This is a genomic window from Vibrio misgurnus, assembly GCF_029635775.1.
Taxonomy (GTDB): domain Bacteria; phylum Pseudomonadota; class Gammaproteobacteria; order Enterobacterales; family Vibrionaceae; genus Vibrio; species Vibrio chanodichtyis.
On sequence record NZ_CP113241.1, the window covers coordinates 1,024,816 to 1,042,806 of the forward strand.

General features: G+C 46.7%; 16 protein-coding genes. 5 read left to right on the forward strand and 11 right to left on the reverse strand.

Annotation, left to right across the window (positions count from 1 at the left end; all coding sequences use genetic code 11):
* Positions 1-39: 39 nt before the first annotated feature.
* The 6 genes from OOK74_RS04915 to OOK74_RS04940 all read right to left on the reverse strand — a co-directional run bounded on the left by OOK74_RS04915 (position 40) and on the right by OOK74_RS04940 (position 4,899).
* Positions 40-1,146 carry a phosphoribosylaminoimidazolesuccinocarboxamide synthase gene (locus tag OOK74_RS04915; RefSeq protein WP_274722017.1) on the reverse strand — a complete coding sequence of 369 codons (1,107 nt, stop codon included), beginning with the start codon at positions 1,144-1,146 and terminating at the stop codon, positions 40-42.
* A 149-nt stretch (positions 1,147-1,295) separates the two neighbouring features.
* Positions 1,296-1,697 (reverse strand): hypothetical protein, encoded by a 402-nt coding sequence (locus OOK74_RS04920; protein WP_278183203.1) that lies wholly within the window; start codon positions 1,695-1,697, stop codon positions 1,296-1,298.
* 282 nt (positions 1,698-1,979) lie between these two features.
* Positions 1,980-2,162 (reverse strand): hypothetical protein, encoded by a 183-nt coding sequence (locus OOK74_RS04925; protein ID WP_274722015.1) that lies wholly within the window; start codon positions 2,160-2,162, stop codon positions 1,980-1,982.
* Positions 2,163-2,294: 132 nt separating this feature from the next.
* Positions 2,295-3,308, reverse strand: coding sequence for a J domain-containing protein (locus tag OOK74_RS04930; RefSeq protein ID WP_278183204.1), 1,014 nt, complete (start codon positions 3,306-3,308; stop codon positions 2,295-2,297).
* Between the two features lie 94 nt (positions 3,309-3,402).
* Positions 3,403-4,086: a DUF2786 domain-containing protein gene (locus tag OOK74_RS04935; RefSeq protein WP_274722013.1), complete on the reverse strand. Its 684-nt coding sequence runs from the start codon at positions 4,084-4,086 to the stop codon at positions 3,403-3,405.
* Positions 4,087-4,221: 135 nt separating this feature from the next.
* Positions 4,222-4,899 (reverse strand): DUF3334 family protein, encoded by a 678-nt coding sequence (locus OOK74_RS04940; protein WP_274722012.1) that lies wholly within the window; start codon positions 4,897-4,899, stop codon positions 4,222-4,224.
* A gap of 213 nt (positions 4,900-5,112) precedes the next feature.
* On the opposite strand from OOK74_RS04940, the gene ydiJ reads away from it, so the two are divergent.
* Complete coding sequence (ydiJ, locus tag OOK74_RS04945) at positions 5,113-8,148, forward strand: D-2-hydroxyglutarate dehydrogenase YdiJ (protein WP_278183205.1); 3,036 nt, start codon at positions 5,113-5,115, stop codon at positions 8,146-8,148.
* 48 nt (positions 8,149-8,196) lie between these two features.
* Positions 8,197-8,658, forward strand: a complete 462-nt coding sequence (locus OOK74_RS04950; RefSeq protein ID WP_277206760.1) for a methyltransferase family protein — start codon at positions 8,197-8,199, stop codon at positions 8,656-8,658.
* Between the two features lie 63 nt (positions 8,659-8,721).
* Here OOK74_RS04950 and OOK74_RS04955 read toward each other — a convergent pair whose 3' ends face one another.
* The 4 genes from OOK74_RS04955 to yeiP form a co-directional block, all read right to left on the reverse strand.
* Positions 8,722-9,447 carry a DUF3581 family protein gene (locus tag OOK74_RS04955; protein ID WP_278183206.1) on the reverse strand — a complete coding sequence of 242 codons (726 nt, stop codon included), beginning with the start codon at positions 9,445-9,447 and terminating at the stop codon, positions 8,722-8,724.
* Positions 9,448-9,579: 132 nt separating this feature from the next.
* The gene (locus OOK74_RS04960; RefSeq protein WP_278183254.1) at positions 9,580-10,527 is read right to left on the reverse strand and encodes a DUF3187 family protein; all 948 of its coding nucleotides are present in this window, start codon (positions 10,525-10,527) and stop codon (positions 9,580-9,582) included.
* 139 nt (positions 10,528-10,666) lie between these two features.
* Complete coding sequence (locus OOK74_RS04965; RefSeq protein WP_274722007.1) at positions 10,667-10,987, reverse strand: HI1450 family dsDNA-mimic protein; 321 nt, start codon at positions 10,985-10,987, stop codon at positions 10,667-10,669.
* 4 nt (positions 10,988-10,991) lie between these two features.
* Positions 10,992-11,558, reverse strand: a complete 567-nt coding sequence (gene yeiP / locus OOK74_RS04970) for an elongation factor P-like protein YeiP (RefSeq protein WP_166013157.1) — start codon at positions 11,556-11,558, stop codon at positions 10,992-10,994.
* A 194-nt stretch (positions 11,559-11,752) separates the two neighbouring features.
* Between yeiP and OOK74_RS04975 the strand changes: the two genes are divergently transcribed.
* A complete protein-coding gene (locus tag OOK74_RS04975; RefSeq protein WP_277206761.1) occupies positions 11,753-12,520 on the forward strand; it encodes a nucleotidyltransferase domain-containing protein in 768 nt (255 codons plus the stop codon).
* A gap of 60 nt (positions 12,521-12,580) precedes the next feature.
* On the opposite strand, the gene OOK74_RS04980 is transcribed toward OOK74_RS04975, so the two are convergent.
* Positions 12,581-14,944, reverse strand: a complete 2,364-nt coding sequence (locus OOK74_RS04980) for a DNA polymerase II (RefSeq protein WP_278183207.1) — start codon at positions 14,942-14,944, stop codon at positions 12,581-12,583.
* Positions 14,945-15,478: 534 nt separating this feature from the next.
* Here OOK74_RS04980 and uvrY point away from each other — a divergent pair.
* Positions 15,479-16,123: a UvrY/SirA/GacA family response regulator transcription factor gene (gene uvrY, locus OOK74_RS04985; protein WP_166013154.1), complete on the forward strand. Its 645-nt coding sequence runs from the start codon at positions 15,479-15,481 to the stop codon at positions 16,121-16,123.
* An 8-nt stretch (positions 16,124-16,131) separates the two neighbouring features.
* A complete protein-coding gene (uvrC, locus tag OOK74_RS04990; RefSeq protein ID WP_278183208.1) occupies positions 16,132-17,955 on the forward strand; it encodes an excinuclease ABC subunit UvrC in 1,824 nt (607 codons plus the stop codon).
* Positions 17,956-17,991: the final 36 nt, after the last annotated feature.

Genomic DNA, 17,991 nt, shown 5'->3' on the forward strand with positions numbered 1-17,991 from the left:
AGCAAAGGGGCATTCATGCCCCTTTGTGCATTATGTTATTTAGTGTTCGATCAAACCGTACTCTTTATCCAAAATGTCGATGATCTCTTGTTTTGGTTGAGTGCTGAGCGTAATTGGCTTACCGGTGATTTTTTCTGCGATCCCAAGATAGGTGCGTGAAATATCTAATAGCGCTTGTAGAGGCAGTGCATTATCACGCGCTAAAGCTTCACGTTCCGGCATCCGCTCTTTATTGAGCAAAATGTCTGGATCAGGGAAATAGTTGAGCAGGAACTGGCGGAACCCTTCTTTGGAGTTTTCGACAATTTTACCTTGTTGATATTGCTCAGCGTCCCAAATTCGCGATGAGTCAGGCGTCCCTACTTCATCCATATAGATCAGTTTTTGCTGCCCTTGAGCATCGGTCACGTAACCAAATTCAAATTTGGTATCGACAAAAATTTGCCCAACAGCGCTTAGCGCTTCACGGATCACCGAGAAACCTTGTTTGAGCAAAATTTCATAATGATCAATATCTTGTGGTTGGTTAAAGTTAAATGCAGCGTAGTTTTCTGCAATGTCTTGGCGCGAAATATTGACATCATCGGCTTCAGGTACGCCGGGAATACCACGCAAAATACCTTTGGTTGATGGAGTCAATAGCAGCTCTGGTAATGGACGGTCTTTTGCGAGTCCTTCAGGTAGCGTGATCCCGCAAAACTCGCGTTCGCCTTTACTATAAGCACGCCACATCGACCCGGTAATATATTGGCGGCAAATGGCTTCAATTTTGATTGGGCGTGCTTTTTGCACAATCCATACCAATGGATGCGGAATATCTAAAATATGGCTATCTGCCAATCCGTGCTGTTGAAACAGTTTGAACCAGTGATTGGAAATGGCATTTAATGCTGCTCCTTTGCCCGGCACACCCTGTACACCCCCTTCGGCGTGCCAAATACAATCGAATGCCGAAATACGATCACTGATCACCATAATGGCTAAGGGAGCGTCTGCGGTCACCGGATAACCTTTTTCTTTGATTAGGCGGCGGCTATCTTGCTCGGTCAACCAATACACAGAACGGACTTTGCCGCTGTGAACCGGTTGATGAGTACGAATTGGGAGGTCGTCATTGACGGCAAGGACTTGATCTGCAAGGCTCATTGAGACATTCCTATCTGGATTCAAACATCATTTTTGTGATTGACCGTGGTGGAAAATCACCTGTTGAGCGCATAATACCAGAACTAATTTCTGTCGCCAGATAAAAAGCAAACGTTTGCTTAAATTGTTATAACCCATTCCTACCACGCTCAATGCAGAGCGAGTGGGGCTTGCTTGATGAAAAACAGCGCACAGTCATTCTGTTGGGCAAAATGTTGCAGCTGCTGCTGAGTCTCTTGGTCTATCGCGCTGGAGGCCACAATCGCACTGGCGGTACGGCAAGCAATGGCCTGCGCGACAATCTCAGCTTCAGAGTGAGATTTTGATGCTTTAAGGTGGATCACTTTGCCGCAGTCAATGTGATGGGTACTCAATGATTGAGTGCTGGGCCGTTGGCATTGCGCCGTATACAGGATCCACTGTGCTCGCTCAGATAAACGAGCGAGTTGGCACATAAAGTGAGCGATATTATTTGACTCATGAGTCGTGGGTAAGCGATGCCGAGTGCGCGATACATGTCTGCTAAAAGGTTTGAAGTCAGAGTGCCACATAATGCTGTTTCTTTATCCATGCTGTATATAATTACAGTATTATTGGTTGGCTGATTTTGCAACTTATTTTTGGGTAAAAAAAACACAACTGTCGATTGTTGATGCTATGTGTAATTTTATCTAATTGATTTTATTTGATTATTAATTTCGTGTTCGTTCAAGCAAGATATTCGGCATGGTTGAGTTTTGTGAGCGGCAGCACGTGAGTTAAATCAGTGAGGGTTGGTAATAAAACAGAAAAAGCACACTAAGGTGCTTTTTCTCATTCAAGCCAGAGAGGGATTAGCGTATAGCTTGCTGTGTGTTTCGCAATGCCATTTCAGCTAAGTTAAATTGCCGAACATCCAAACGAGCCAACTCATTACAACTGGCACAGGAATAATGGGCCTTGCCATCGAGGTATTGATGTTTTATCAGTGGTTTTGCCTGTTTGCACCAATCACAGGTGCCTATTACGCTATACATGGTCTGTTCTCCCAGCAAAATCAGGCGTAAATTTTGCGCAAATTATCGCATGAGTGGGCAAAAAAAGTGAGTGATTTGTGATGGGAAGCGACCGATTGCACAGCGCAAGATCTGACTGAACCGTGGTGAGCATCACTCAGTTTGTTTGATTTGTGGATGATGTAGCGAATCGATAACCATTTTTACGGCGCCATTAAGCCGTTTCATCTCTTGGTCACTGCCGCCTAGATCGGGATGGTAAATTTTTGATAACTGCTTATAGCGCAGTTTGACCGATTTAATATCAAGTGACTGAGTCGGTTCAAAGCCCATCTGTGCCAATGCCATTACCATCTTTTGTTGATTAGCATTGTGGGATTGCTGTTGCAGTCGTTGGCAAGTCTGAAACAGCTGATCCAATTGTTGTTTTTGGCGTTTTATCGTCAATTGCTGTGCTTGGAGTTGAGTATGTAATTCACGGTCAGGCGCTGCAAGTCGACGGTGTCGTGGTGGCCAATGGCGGCGTAGCACAATGACCAATGCCATCATTAACAGTGACAGAATACTGAGCGTGAACGGCCACCAATTGGTTTGAGTATCTTGCTGGCTGGTGGGCTCGTGCGTTGTCGCTGGTAAGCTGAGATCTTGATCTATTAATTGGTCGAACTGCGTTATGCTATAGAGCTGTTTTTCACGCTGCTGATTGAATTTTTGTTCGAGTAAATCCGCATAACCTTGCTCGGCTTGAGGATCTTGCTTGGCATGCACTCGATACCAAATCTCGGCTAAGTCGAATGTCGAGATGGGGGCTGTCTGCTGTTGGTACCATGCGGCTAAGGTGGTGGTAGCGCGAATATTGCCGCTAAGGGCTAATTGAGTGAGCCAGTATTGAGTTTGCAGTGCATCGGGTTCAACCCCTTGCCCAGTCATATAACTATTGGCCACTTGTGCCATTGCTGCAGGATGCTGTTGCTCGGCGGCTTGTAAAAACCAATAAAATGCCTCATGTTGATTTTGTGTTACCGAGCTGCCCGTTTGGTAAGCTAGGGCGAGTTGGTATTGCGCCTGTGGGTTTTGCGCGTTGGCAAGCGAGAGCAGTTCGCTCAGTTCGTTGGCGGCCAGTGGGCATGATAAGAGCAAACACAACCATAAACGGCGTAAACTCATGGTCTTTTTTTCCTTAACAAGATAAAAAGTTTAGCCAACAATCCGCTAGCGTTGTGTGGCTCGCCGATGCATTTTTGCCGTGCTTAACCCAGCATTATCTCAACTGCTTCGGCGCTTGTGCTCCGTGGATCGGCCGATTGACTGATACACGGCGCCCTTTTTTAAGGCCAGTCTCGTAGTCTGCGGTGAGATTTTTCATCGCTTCTCTTAATTGTTGTTTGAAGGTTTCACGGTCAATATTTTCGAATTCTTTATCAATGTAGCTATTGATTTTGTTCATTGAATCATCATCTGGAGTGATGATCGGTAATTTTTCTAACGCACCTTCAATCCAACCGGAAACAAAAGAGTTGACGCGCCGAGTGACCTCGAGGGAAGAAGTGCCGCTGCCGGCAAAGCTGTTGCGAAATTGGCCCGTGTGCTCATTCATTTCACGATAAATAATATCAAATGCGAATGCCGCAAAGATGGCGCGATCCGCTTCGCCAATAAACTCAACGCGTTTTAACCCCTTGTGATTAAGCAATACCGCTTCTACGCCAAAACGAGTATTAATTCCGCGGATCACCCGCAAAATACCTGAGGATATGGCGGCGGGCAGCAAATGGCTTGACTGGGTTTTCCCCATTTTGATGAACTCAATATCGTCTTTATCAAGACCGTACTTGAGCATCAAATTATGCGCCATTTTGATTGCATTCGCGGCTTCATTGACGTTGGCAGAATTGCCTAACTCAAGGCATTTAGCGATTTTTTTAAGGGCTTTTTGTTTATCCATTGATCAGTAAAGCAGATTCGGTACAGCGAAAGAAAAGTCCGACATTCTAGCCTTTTTGGCCGCCAAGGAAAAGGGAAGAGGCCATCTGTTGCAAGATGGCTCTGATTAGCAATGGATTATAAGTGAAGAGTAAAGTTAAAGCCCGAGCTGGGCGAGTAAATCTTCAGCGCTTGCTTCAGTTGCAGAAGGCGCGGCAACCGATGATAGTTGTTGCTGAGCGGCTTGTAAAATATCGTCTGGACTTTCATCCTCTTGCACATCAAATTCTTCGAGTTGAATAAACTCAGTTTTATCCATCGCCAATTCTAGGTAGAAAATATTGTTATTGGCGGTAGAAAAGGTCACTCGGCGTGCTTGTGGACGGTCTAAATTGGTATCAACCGACAGCACAACCTGTTTGTTAAGTGACAGCATTTTCGGTTGGTTTTGGGTGATGTTGGTTTGCAGTTGTTTGCGCACTTTATTGGTAAAATCGCCCACCAACTGATTCATCAGCTCACCTAACACATCTCCAACCTCATCTGAGGTGTGTAAAATGGCCAATTCTTCTTCTGGCATGCCCATATTGCGCATGTAATTGGTGTAAATCTCAAGTGCAGCTTTGGCGGCAAAGTTGATCACCACTAATCCAGTGAATCCACCATCGAATAGGACAAAACAGCCAAAATCCGGTTTTAGCGAGGTTTTATTAATTTTTTGTACCATCGCAGAATAGTGAACCGGTGAATGCGTCGCGGAAGTGAGAACCGTAGAAACCGATTGGCACAGCATAAGTAAAATATCTTCGGTGGTGACTATGTGATTTTTTTTCATCGTTTTTTTCCATACAGTTCTAGAGAGATAAATAACAGAATAGGTAAGCAATACATAAAGTTGAAAAAATTCTGTTGCAGCGCATTCTGGCATTCAGATTCTGATTTGATCACCCTTTTAAATGTTGTAAAGTGACTCAACTCAAAGATTATTCTTTAAAATCTAACAATACCCAAAGCTGATAGGATCAGCGTAGTAGGGGGCAGGAAGCAAATGTTACCAAGACTTCATCACCAATCCGACGTTGACCCGGTGGTTTTAACCTTTTTAGATCAGTTAAAGCTCGCGGGATTTAACGGCGACATTGAAACCCAATACTCTAGCCGTCTTGCGGTGGCGACTGATAATAGTGTTTATCAGCAATTGCCTCAAGCAGTGGTGTATCCGCAATCGACGGCAGATGTGGTACTGATCGGTAAGCTCAATGCAAAACCTGAATTTGAGCGTGTGACGTTTTCCCCTCGCGGTGGTGGTACTGGCACCAATGGTCAATCGTTGACTAAAGGGGTGGTGGTGGATTTATCGCGTCATATGAATCGCATTTTGGAAATCAATCCACAGCAAGGCTGGGTGCGCGTGCAAGCGGGGGTGATCAAAGATCAGCTTAATGATGCGGTACGTGGTCACGGATTGTTCTTTTCCCCAGATTTATCAACCAGTAACCGCGCGACCTTAGGTGGCATGATCAATACCGATGCTTCTGGGCAAGGTTCATTGCAATATGGCAAAACCTCGGATCATGTTCTGTCTTTGCAAGCGGTATTGGCTGATGGCTCACTGCTTGAAACGGATCTTACACAAGGTCTTCCAGAGCCGCACAGTTTTGCTGCGCAAGCTTTGCAAGTGACAGAGCAAGTCTGCCGTAGTCAGCGTGCACAAATTGTAGCTAAGTTTCCGCGCTTAAACCGTTTTTTAACCGGTTACGATTTAAGCAATGCATTTGATGAGGCACAAGATCGCTTTGATATTACCCGCGTGTTGTGTGGTGCAGAAGGCTCACTGGCGTTTATTACTGAAGCTACACTCAATTTAACCCCGATTCCGCAAGCGCGCACCTTAGTCAATGTCAAATACGACAGTTTTGATTCTGCGCTGCGCAATGCCCCTTTGATGGTACAAGCCAAAGCGCTGTCGGTGGAAACGCTCGACTCCAAAGTGCTCAATTTGGCCAAGCAAGATATTGTTTGGCATAGCGTCAAAGAGCTGTTGAGTGATGTGCCGGGTAAAGAGATGCAAGGCATTAATATCGTGGAATATGCTGGGCAAGATCATACTGAGATCGATCAACAAGTCGCTCAACTGACCACACAACTTGAGCAGATGATGGCGGATCAGCAAGCTGGGATCATCGGCTATCAAGTGTGCCGTGATTTGGCCAGCATCAACCGAATTTATACCATGCGCAAAAAAGCCGTCGGTTTACTTGGGGCAGCTAAAGGGCGAGCAAAACCGGTGGCTTTCACTGAAGATACTTGTGTTCCGCCGGAACACTTAGCAGATTTTATTGCTGAATTTCGCGCGCTGCTCGATTCGAAGCAGTTGGCTTATGGCATGTTTGGTCATGTGGATGCTGGGGTGCTGCATGTGCGGCCGGCACTTGATTTATGTGATCCCAAGCAAGAGCTATTGATGGCTGAAATCTCCGATCAAGTGGTTAAACTGGTCGCCAAATATGGCGGTTTGATGTGGGGAGAGCACGGCAAAGGTTATCGCTCGGAATATGGACCAGAATTTTTTGGTGAAGAGCTGTTTACCGAATTGCGGCGAGTGAAAGCGGCGTTTGATCCGCATAATAAGATGAATCCAGGCAAAATTTGCACACCGCTGGATACCCCCTTTGAGCTGGTGAAAGTCTCTGATACCAAACGCGGTTTTTACGATCGGCAAATAGATGTCAAAGTGCGCGACAGCTTTAAAGCTGCAGTCGAGTGTAACGGTAACGGTTTATGTTTTAACTATGAAACCAGCTCACCGATGTGCCCCTCCATGAAAGTCACGGCTGATCGTCGCCATTCACCGAAAGGGCGCGCGGGTCTAGTGCGTGAATGGTTGCGGCAATTGAGCGAGCAGGGCGTGGATATTCTCGATCTTGAGCAAGCGACACTGGAATCATCACCAACCATTAAGTCGTTGCTTGATCGAGTCCGTCACGCGCTGACCAAAGATAAGCAGTATGATTTTTCTCATGAAGTGTATGAGGCGATGAATGGTTGTTTGGCCTGTAAAGCTTGCGCCAGTCAGTGTCCGATCAAGGTTGATGTCCCGAGTTTTCGCGCACGCTTTTTGAATCTTTACCACACGCGTTACCCACGTCCTGTGAAAGATTATTTGGTGGCCAACATCGAATCCTTACTGCCAGTGATGGCCAAAGCGCCCCAACTGGTGAATGGCATTTTAGCTCGCTCGACCGTGCAGAAATTAACCGCAAAAACAGTAGGCTATGTGGATACGCCGTATTTGTCGGTGCCCACTCTGGCACAGCGGTTGCGTCGTCATCCGGTGGTGTTGTTTGATATGCAGCGGTTGGCGGCACTCTCTCAAGCTGAACGCGATCAACACGTGTTGATTGTGCAAGATCCGTTTACTAGCTATTACGACGCCGAGGTGGTGGAAGATTTTGTGGCTCTGCTGCTCAAATTGGGTAAAAAACCGGTATTGCTGCCGTTTAAACCCAATGGTAAAGCGCAGCACATCAAAGGTTTTTTACGCCAGTTCCGTGCCACGGCAAGTAATACGGCGAGTTTTTTAGCACAAGTGGCGGCACTGAATATTCCGTTAGTTGGGGTCGATCCGGCGCTAGTGCTCTGTTATCGCGATGAATATGTAGAAACTTTGGCGCAACATCGTGGTGATTTTGCCGTGTTCACCGTACATGAATGGCTCACTCCTCGTTTAGCCGAGTTTGCCTTGCAAGCGAGTGACACGCAGCCTTGGTATCTGCTGGCACACTGTACTGAAAAAACCAAGCTGCCTAAGGCTGAGCAAGAATGGGTGACGATTTTTCGTCACTTTAATGCAGCACTACAGGTGGTTTCGGTCGGTTGTTGTGGCATGGCCGGTACTTTCGGCCATGAGGCTGATAAGCTGGCCATGTCGCGTGATATTTACCAGTTGAGCTGGCAACCGGCATTATCAGCATTACCCAAAGAGCGTTGTTTGGTCACTGGTTATTCTTGTCGCAGTCAGGTGAAACGCTTTGAGCAAGTCAAACCTAAGCATCCGTTGCAAGCGTTGCTACAGTTACTGTAAGCCATTAGCCCAGTTGAGCTGGGCTTTTTATCAGAGCGAGGAAGCAAGATGAGAAACTTGGAGTTAAAAGTGCCACCGGTTGCGGTATTTTTAGTGGCGTTAAGTTTAATCCATCTCAGCGCACGTTGGTTTAGTTCACTGACTCTCGCATTGCCGTTTCCTAATGTGATCATGGCATTGTGCTTGTGTATGGCGGGATTTTTAGGTCTGGCGGGGATCATGGAATTTCGGCGCTATAAAACCACCGTCAATCCATTAGCGCCCGATCTCACGGTCACGGTGGTGGATAGTGGTGTATTTGCCTTAAGCCGTAACCCGATGTATCTCGCGTTGTTACTGCTGTTATTTGGCTTGGCTTATTGGCAGCAAAATGCGCTTAGTCTAGTGATCAGCGCAGGTTTTGTGATGTATATGAATCACTACCAAATTGAGCCAGAGGAGCGGATTTTACACGCTAAATTTGGTGAAGTTTATCTCAATTACACTCAGCGTGTGCGACGTTGGCTATGATCAGCGATATAGAGAATTGAGAAAATATAACCCGCACTTGGCGGGTTATTGAAAAGGTGGCGCTTAAGCCGCTTGTTCAAGTTGGCGCAGAAAGGCTTGTTTACGCTCATTGAAACGATTGACCAGATCATCGATGTCAGTCTGGTTGTATGGTTTCAATCCGCTGGCGACCATACGTTTTAGCCCTTTGCCGACCACTTGGCCTTGATCTTTGAACACGAAGTTGAGAGTGACTAAGCCGCGTTTACCATCAACATCAAATGTTGCCCCAGCAAATTCAACCTCCGGGTGGGTGAGGTCGAGGCGGTTAAACTCCACTTCCATTGATTCATAAATCACTAATGGGCGCTGACAGTTGATCATCATTTGCTGCGCTTCCATCAGTGGGACCATAATATGTGGGAAGTTCATCCCGGAAAACTGCACATAGCTGGTGACCACGTGTTCAATAAAGTCTGAGTTATGGTTAACCTCACCTTCACACGACATATGTAGGTACTCTTTGCCGTTAGCATCAACTACCGCACTTTCACGCTGACATTTATTTTCAATATGCAGTGCAACGCCATCGCTGACCATACCTGAGAAATCAAAGCGCATTTTGTGGCTAATGCCTTGTTTTTGCAGTAATACTGCAAATAGTAAGTCACCCGGAACGCAGAAGCGCTTGTTGTCTTCATCATGGATCGGGTTAAAATCGCCCGCCACCAGCTTGGCAAAGTGGCTCGCTTGCTGGCGAGTAAATTGAAATTGCTGTTGTTGACTTGAATGGTATGCGCTCAGAAACATGGTTATCGCTATTTAAATGAAACAGCGGTCATTATAGGGCACAATCGACAAATGATTGGTCTATCCAGTGTAAAAAATGTGGCTGAGTTTGAGTGTCGATACCATAACTCAACGCATTGAATCTGCGGTAACTTATATTCGATAGCGGTAGGTGATATGCAGCGCAATATCTGCGCTATTATCCATGCTAAATACGTTTTCGGTGAACGCTAACTCAATGGCGCTACTTGGCAGCAGATAGCGATAACCGAGCACGTATTCTGTGGCTGGTTTTTCAAGTGCAGCAGGGCTTTCGACGCTACCTTGATAAAAATGAAACGACGTAAATAGATGGTGCTTGGGATGCAGTTGGTATTCATAGCCGATGGCGCTGCTGAGGGAAAGGGATTTTAGTGGCAAAGTGCCGGTTGCACTATCATGATGTACCATCCCCAACATGGCATAGATTCGATGTAAGTCATATTGGTAGGTGTAATTGAGTTGTAATGCTTGCTCAAAGCGGCTGAAGCGCAGTAGCCCACTTTGATGATAATATAAGCTGGCACCGATAGAGAGCCCGTGCTGTGCAGAACTATGTAGCTGATATTGAGTGTAGAGTGTAACTGCTCTACCGAGGGTGCTGCCGGCAAAACCATCCCATTGGATATTATGTTCGGGGATCGCAATATGAAAACGGTGCTTTGCTACACTATCACGCCCATTTTGATCTAGGCCAAACAGGTCGTGAAAGCCCATTGTCAGCGAATCTAACTGATTATCCCACGCTTGGCTGTCTCGGTAGTTCAATTCGCTTTGCCAGCGCGGTGCAAATTGCCATTTTAGGCCAATCGCAAATTGGTTTTGATAGAAATCCCCTTGATAACTTGGGCTGTCGCTCCAGATACTGGCTGCGGAAAATCCGCCATACAGTTGTAAGCTATCTAACGGCAGCGAGTAGCCGTCCCGCAGTTGTGGGGTGAGTGAATGGCTGGCAAGAGGAGCCTGAGCATAGAGATTGAATGGGCCATAATGATATGGGTTGGCCAAAACATCAAAGGAGCAGAGAGCACAAATAAGCGTAAGCAGTGAGAAAATTCGCATCGTCTTACTCACAGTTTGATTGCACTTGAGTTAAGCTTAGCTGAATTTTTTGCGAATGGCGTCAGCCTGTTAGGCTTAATTGAACTTTTTATAAACCGCCAAAAGAGTAACGCCAGCTTGAATGCTGGCGTTAATCCGTTTAGTCACGCTTCCACAGCATATGACAAAACTTCTGATCTGGATCTCGGCTAACTAACATGCGGGCAAACACATCATCCAGCACATCGTTCTGCTCATTCACCAGACCAATGCGTACTTCGGCGTAGATTTCTTTATCGACTTCGAAACCCACGTGCGCATCCCAATCATCACCGACATCGACCAATTCTGCCGCGCCGCGATCATCAAACTGTGCTGTGAATAGGATCACATCGACTGGCTCTAGGTTATCGGGTGCCATCTCTAAGAAGATGTCGTAGGCCGTATCAATCGTGTCGTCGATAGAAATTAACTCTGCCATAAAATTACGCTCGGTTCATGAATTTGCGTTCCGCAGTATTGATCACAATACGCTCGCCAGTCGAAATATACTCTGGCACTTGCACCACTAAACCAGTAGGCATACGTGCAGGTTTAGTCCGTGAAGAGGCTGAAGCACCTTTAATCGATGGATCGGTTTCTTCAATCGCCATTTCAACTGAAGATGGCAGTTCAATCGCCACTGCTTCACCATCAACCAAAACCACGCTCATACCTTGAATATCTTCCGTGATGAACAGTAGTTCATCTTCGATTTCATCTTTCTTGAAGTTGTATGGTGTGTAGTCTTCATTGTTCATGAACACGTACTCATCGCCATCAATATAAGAGAAAGAGATTGGACGTTTGTTCATTTCTACTGTGTCGAGCACATCATCAGATTTGTAACGCTCATCCACTCGTGCACCGGTGTTGAGGTCAGTACAACGCAGTTTGTAGATTTTTGAACCGCCGCGGCCACCTGGAGTGGTCACTTCGATGTCTTTGATCAGTAGGGTTTTGCCGTTAGAAACGATTGCAAAGCCTTTTTTGAGTTCACTTGCCTTTGGCATGAAATATATCCTTCGTGTAAAAAGTGCCAGCATTATAACTAAAGGAAGGGGAGAAAAGGAATATCTATCCCTTGCTGATGGGGTGCGGTGTAGTAAGTGGTGTTTTACTAAGCAATCCAGCGGCTAGCTATTGATTGATGGTCGCGCATCATGGAACATAAGGCCTTTGCACCTTAAATCACTATGTGAGTCGGATGACGCTGCCAGTAATTGACCCTCAACAGCCTTTTCAGCCGGAATATCAAAGCGCGATTGCCGATTTGGTACGCTTTTGGCGTGCAGGGGCAGGGACAGCATTACACAGTCTTTATCTTTACGGCAGCGTGGCGCGTAAAACGGCGCAGCCCAATCACTCGAATCTGGATGTGGTGGTGGTGACTCATGGGGTTTTTACACAAAACCGTGCCACGTTAATCAATACCATTCGTTGGCGTTTTCAAAAAAGTTACCCGTGGATCACCGATGTCTCGATCAAACTGGCCAGCGTTGAGGAGATCGCGACTTTAGACGCGATTTTTTCGTGGGGATTTATGCTGCGTCACTGCTGTGTATGTGTATACGGTGATGATTTGGCGGAATGTTTCGGCCACTATGAACCGAGCTGGGAGATTGCCAAGCATTGGAATATGGATGTAGGTGTCAAGTTAGCCGATTATCGGCACAGCATTGCTCAAGCGACCAATCCACAGTTACAGATCAAAGCTCAACAATTAATGGCGAAAAAACTGCTGCGGGCCAGTTATTCATTGATTATGCATCGCGATCGACAGTGGTTGGAGGATCCGCTGGCATGTGGTACACATTTCCTGCGTTATTATCCAGACAAACAGCTGGAAATTGAACGCTTAGGTTTATTGTTGAAGCCACGGGTGATCCCCAAACGGTCGGTGATCGGTCTTATCGACAGTTTTGGGCCATGGTTAGCAGCGCAATATCAAAAAACCGAATTTCGGATCGGTTAGTCAGCGTTGGGTTGGTTAATCCATCGTGCTATCGGCTAAGCGGTTCGCTAACTTGTCGGCCTAAAATAGCCCAAGCTGCGCGGCAATCAGTCGATCAAACTGTTTACCAATAAACGGTAAAATAGCATCGGCAACCGGTTTAAGCTGCTTATCAATATAATGCTGATAATCAATCGCGCTTTGTAAATAGGCTTTGGGCTCTGGACCGTTGAGCGTCATTAGGTAAGCAATGTTGCCACGCTGCTGGTATTGCAGTGGCCTGCCCAGTTTGGCGTTGATCTGATCTGCCATTCTGGCCGCACGTACTTGCGGCGGGACATTTTTTTGATATTCGTGCAAGTGACGGCGCAAGCGCTTTTGGTACACCAATTGTTCATCGAGTTGCCCGGCGAGGGTCTGTTCCACCATGCTGCGAATATAGTCGCTTGGATCCTGTCCTTGGAAAATTAGCCAATAAAGCTGATGTTGGAAGTGTTGTGCAAGTGGTGTCCAGTCGGTGCGCGCACTCTCCAAGCCTTTAAAAATGATCTGCGCTTGATCGCCATCGCCTTTTAAACCCGCATAACGTTTTTTAGAGCCAGTTTCTGCGCCGCGGATGGTTGGCATTAAAAAGCGGCGATAGTGGGTTTCGTATTCCAATTCCAGCGTCGAGCTTAAAGCGTATTCATGTTTGAGATGATCTGCCCACCATTGGTTGATCTCATTAACCAGCGCATAACCAATCGCATCGGCTTGCGATTGAGAATATTGACCGTTAAGCGCCACGAAAGTGGAGTCAGTATCGCCATAAATGACTTGGTAGCCGCGCGCTTCAATTAACTGTTTGGTTTGGATCATGATTTGATGGCCGCGCATGGTGATGCTTGAGGCCAGTCGAGTATCAAAAAAGCGGCAGCCGGATGAGCCGAGCACGCCATAAAATGAGTTCATGATGATTTTGATCGCTTGTGAGAACGCTTGCTCCTGATTGCGTTTGGCCACATCACGCTCCGCCCACAGCTTTTCGATCATTTGTGGTAAAAAGTGTCGGCTGCGATGAAATTGACCACCGCGAAAACCGGGTACGGCTTGATCAGCCTGCTGGCCTACACCGAGTTTTAAGCCTTCAATCAGCCCGAGAGGATCGATCAAAAACGAACGAATGATAGAAGGGTAGAGGCTTTTAAAATCGAGCACCAGCACCGAATCGTATAAGCCAGGCCGAGAGTCCATCACGTATCCCCCAGGGCTCGCCACCCAGTTTTCCGGCTGCAAGTTTGGGGCGACATAACCTGCGCGATGCAGTTGTGGTAAATAAAGGTTGGTAAACGCCGCCACTGAGCCGCCAACGCGGTCTAATTCGACGCCGGTTAAGCGTGAACGCTGGATCGCAAAATCGAGCAGATGAGTGAGTGCAAAGATTTTATTTACGAGCACACAATCTTGCAGATTGTAGCGTGCTAACGAGGGTTTATCGTGGATAAACATCCGGTTAATTTCATCCATGCGATCGTGCGCGTCATCAATCGCTTTGCCTTCGCCGAGCAGTTCCAGTGCGACTGACTGCAATGACCATGAACGAAAATGATACGTGGCAGTTTTTAAGGTATCGATGCCGTCGAGCACCACCCGTCCCGGAATATGGATAAACCCTTGCTGCGATTGACGGCTAGAGCGGAAAAAACTGGCTTGCTGGGCACGCCCAATGGTGAGTTTGAGCTGGTGGTATTCGGCGCGCTGATGCAGTACGCGAAAATCGAAATCGACCACATTCCAGCCAATGATCACATCGGGGTCAAATTGGGCAAACCATGCAATCAGCGCTGTGAGTAGCTGATATTCATTCTCGACCCACTGGATCTCGCTATCACTTGGCTGGGCTTGGCCAATCATGATCACCCGGCTGTCCATTGGACTTGCCAAGCCAATCGAATAAAGTTGCCCTTTGGCTGAGCATTCAATATCGAGCGACACCACGCTTAAGTTTGGTAAATAATCGCTTGGACGGCATTTGACTTGCTGAACTTGACGATAACAGCCTAAGTTTTGGCTTGACCCGGTAAATTCGATGCTGCCTTGAATAAAGCGTTCCATCAAATAGCGATCGGCCAAACGGATATCCGCTTCTAGCGGAATAATGTCGGCTTGTGTCAGATGTTGGGCTAAGGTTTGGCTATCGCGGATGGTGTAGCAATAGCAGCCAGCCAAGTTTTGATCGGCAAAACTGCGCAAGGCCAGTGGCGCTAAACGGATCGGCACATTGAGCGCAGCCGCCATCTGCTCCACGGTGGATAAGTAGGCTTGCTCGATGAAAAACACTGGGCGTTCGCCGCGAATGATCAACTGGGTTGGGCCAGAAGCCGTGGCCAGCCACAGCTCAATCTGAGTTTGTCCCGCCACATCTTTAGCGTGGCGTGTTAACACAAACCCTTGTTCAATCTTCAATCCGATCCACCTTTACTCATTTGGTTAGGCTGCTATCCCCTTGCTACTTGAAGGTGCAGCGGTGTTGGCTACGTTCCTTCACCTCAATCAAATAGTTTGCCTATGCTCATGGGGACTCATTCACTTGCCGCCTACCCGCAACGCCAAGTTGTTTGGGTATAGAGGTGCATTATACGGCTTTTGCAGCGATATATTATATGCTGAGTGGCCTGGATGATCGGAAGGGGAGCCGAGCCTAATCGATTAAGTTTAGCCAAAAGAAATTTCATCAAAATGTCATCAACAATGGTGTGTTGCCAATTAGGGAGAATATATTCACTCGATTGCTCAATTTGATGCGTATTATTTTTGTTAACTGATTGATTTTTATGTGCAGGAAGTGCGATTCGACACTTTGCACAATAAGTACTTGCTAAAGTGTCGGTTTCACATCATATTCACCAAACAAAAGTCACCCGCGTGGGTTGGGGTTAGCTTGGCTATCACCCACGATTTCAGTGGGTAGAGCCAATCAATAAGTGTGGAGATACAAGTTTGATTAGTGTTTTCCTTGTAGATGATCACGAGCTGGTTCGCACAGGGATACGACGTATTATTGAAGACGTTCGTGGAATGAAAGTAGCAGGGGAAGCTGACAGCGGTGAAGATGCGGTCAAATGGTGCCGTACCAATCATGCTGATGTGGTGTTAATGGATATGAATATGCCCGGTATTGGTGGTTTGGAAGCCACTAAAAAACTGTTGCGTGTCAATCCAGATATAAAAATTATTGTCTTGACGGTACATACCGAAAATCCATTCCCAACCAAAGTGATGCAAGCGGGTGCGGCAGGTTATCTCACCAAGGGCGCAGCACCAGATGAGATGGTCAACGCGATCCGGATTGTGCACAGTGGTCAGCGTTATATTTCACCAAACATTGCGCAGCAAATGGCGCTCAGTCAATTTTCTCCTGCGTCTGAAAATCCGTTTGCCGATCTCTCTGAGCGCGAATTACAAATTATGTTGATGATCACTAAAGGTCAGAAGGTCACCGATATTTCTGAGCAGCTCAGTTTGAGCCCGAAAACGGTCAATAGTTATCGCTATCGCTTATTTGCCAAACTGAATATTAATGGTGATGTGGAGTTGACCCACTTAGCGATCCGACACGGGATCTTAGATACTGAGAAATTATAGAGTCGGTCGTGTTTGACAGTACCCATTTTTTAAAGACCGTTACTCATCAGCCCGGCGTGTACCGTATGTACAACGCTGAGGCTGAAGTGATTTATGTTGGTAAAGCCAAAGATCTCCAAAAACGCCTCACTAGCTATTTTCGAAAAAATCTCGACAGTGAAAAAACCAAGGCATTGGTTAGCCATATTGCCAAGATTGATGTCACGGTGACTCATACCGAAACTGAAGCACTGATCCTTGAGCATAACTACATCAAGCAGTATTTACCGAAATACAACGTACTGCTGCGCGATGATAAGTCATATCCCTACATTTTTTTAAGTGCTCATCAACACCCACGTCTTGCTGCTCATCGTGGCGTGAAAAAACGCCGCGGAGAATATTTTGGGCCTTACCCAGATTCAGGTGCGGTGCGCGAAACATTACATCTGATCCAAAAAATTTTCCCAGTGCGTCAGTGTGAAGATACGGTATATAGCAATCGTACTCGCCCTTGTTTAATGTACCAGATTGGGCGCTGTGCAGGCCCTTGTGTTGCAGGCTTGGTCAGTGAGCAAGCCTATCAGGACATCGTCAATTATCTGCGTCTGTTTTTACAAGGTAAAGATAAGCAAGTGCTGTCGATACTGGTGGAAAAAATGGAGCAGGCGAGCCGTGAACTGCGTTTTGAGGATGCAGCGAAAGCGCGTGACCAAATCCAAGCCATTCGCCGAGTTCAAGAACAGCAATTTGTCTCGGATGAGAGTTTAGAAGATTTGGATGTGCTTGGTTTTGCACAACAAAATGGTATCGCATGTATCCATATTTTGATGATCCGTCAAGGTAAGGTACTTGGCAGTCGCAGTCATTTCCCAAAAATTCCGCCCGCCACTTCGCAACAGGAAGTGTTTGAGAGTTTTCTGAGCCAGTACTACTTAAGTCAGCATGAAGCTCGCACGATTCCGACCCGGATCATCATCAATCAACATCTCGCGCAAGATACAGACGCAATACAAACTGCGATCTGTGAGTTAGCTGGACGTAAAGTGACGTTGCATACCAACCCAAGCGGAACTCGTGGCCGCTATTTAAAACTGGCCAATACCAATGCACAGACTGCGATTACCAGCAAACTTAATCATAAGTTGACCATCAACCAACGGTTTAAAGCCCTACAAGAAGAGCTAGGCATGGCGGCGATCACTCGCATGGAGTGTTTTGATATCTCGCACACGATGGGGGAAAGTACCATCGCCTCTTGTGTGGTATTTAATCAAGAAGGGCCGGTTAAATCAGAATATCGGCGTTACAACATCACTGGCATTACGGGCGGGGATGATTATGCCGCGATGGCGCAAGTATTGGAGCGTCGTTACAGCAAACAGCTTGATAGCACGAAGATCCCAGACATTATTTTTATTGATGGCGGCAAGGGGCAGCTCAACCGGGCTTATGAGATCATTTCTTCCTGCTGGCAAGACTGGCCTAAGTATCCAAAAATTATGGGTATTGCCAAAGGGGTAACCCGTAAACCTGGCTTGGAAACCCTGATCACGATTGATGGCGATGAGTTCCATTTACCCAGTGATGCGCCAGCGTTGCATTTGATCCAACACATTCGTGATGAAAGCCATAACCATGCGATTAGTGGACATCGAGCGCAGCGTGGCAAAACGCGTCGTACCAGTACTCTAGAAGGGATTGAAGGCGTCGGGCCAAAACGGCGACAAGCACTACTGAAATATTTAGGTGGTATGCAGGAGCTCAAGCGAGCCTCTGTTGAAGAAATCGCCAAAGTGCCGGGGATTAGCCGCGCATTGGCAGAAAACATTTATCAAACATTGAAACAATAAGAAAAATATCGCAACATTAACCCGCCTTCGAAAAGA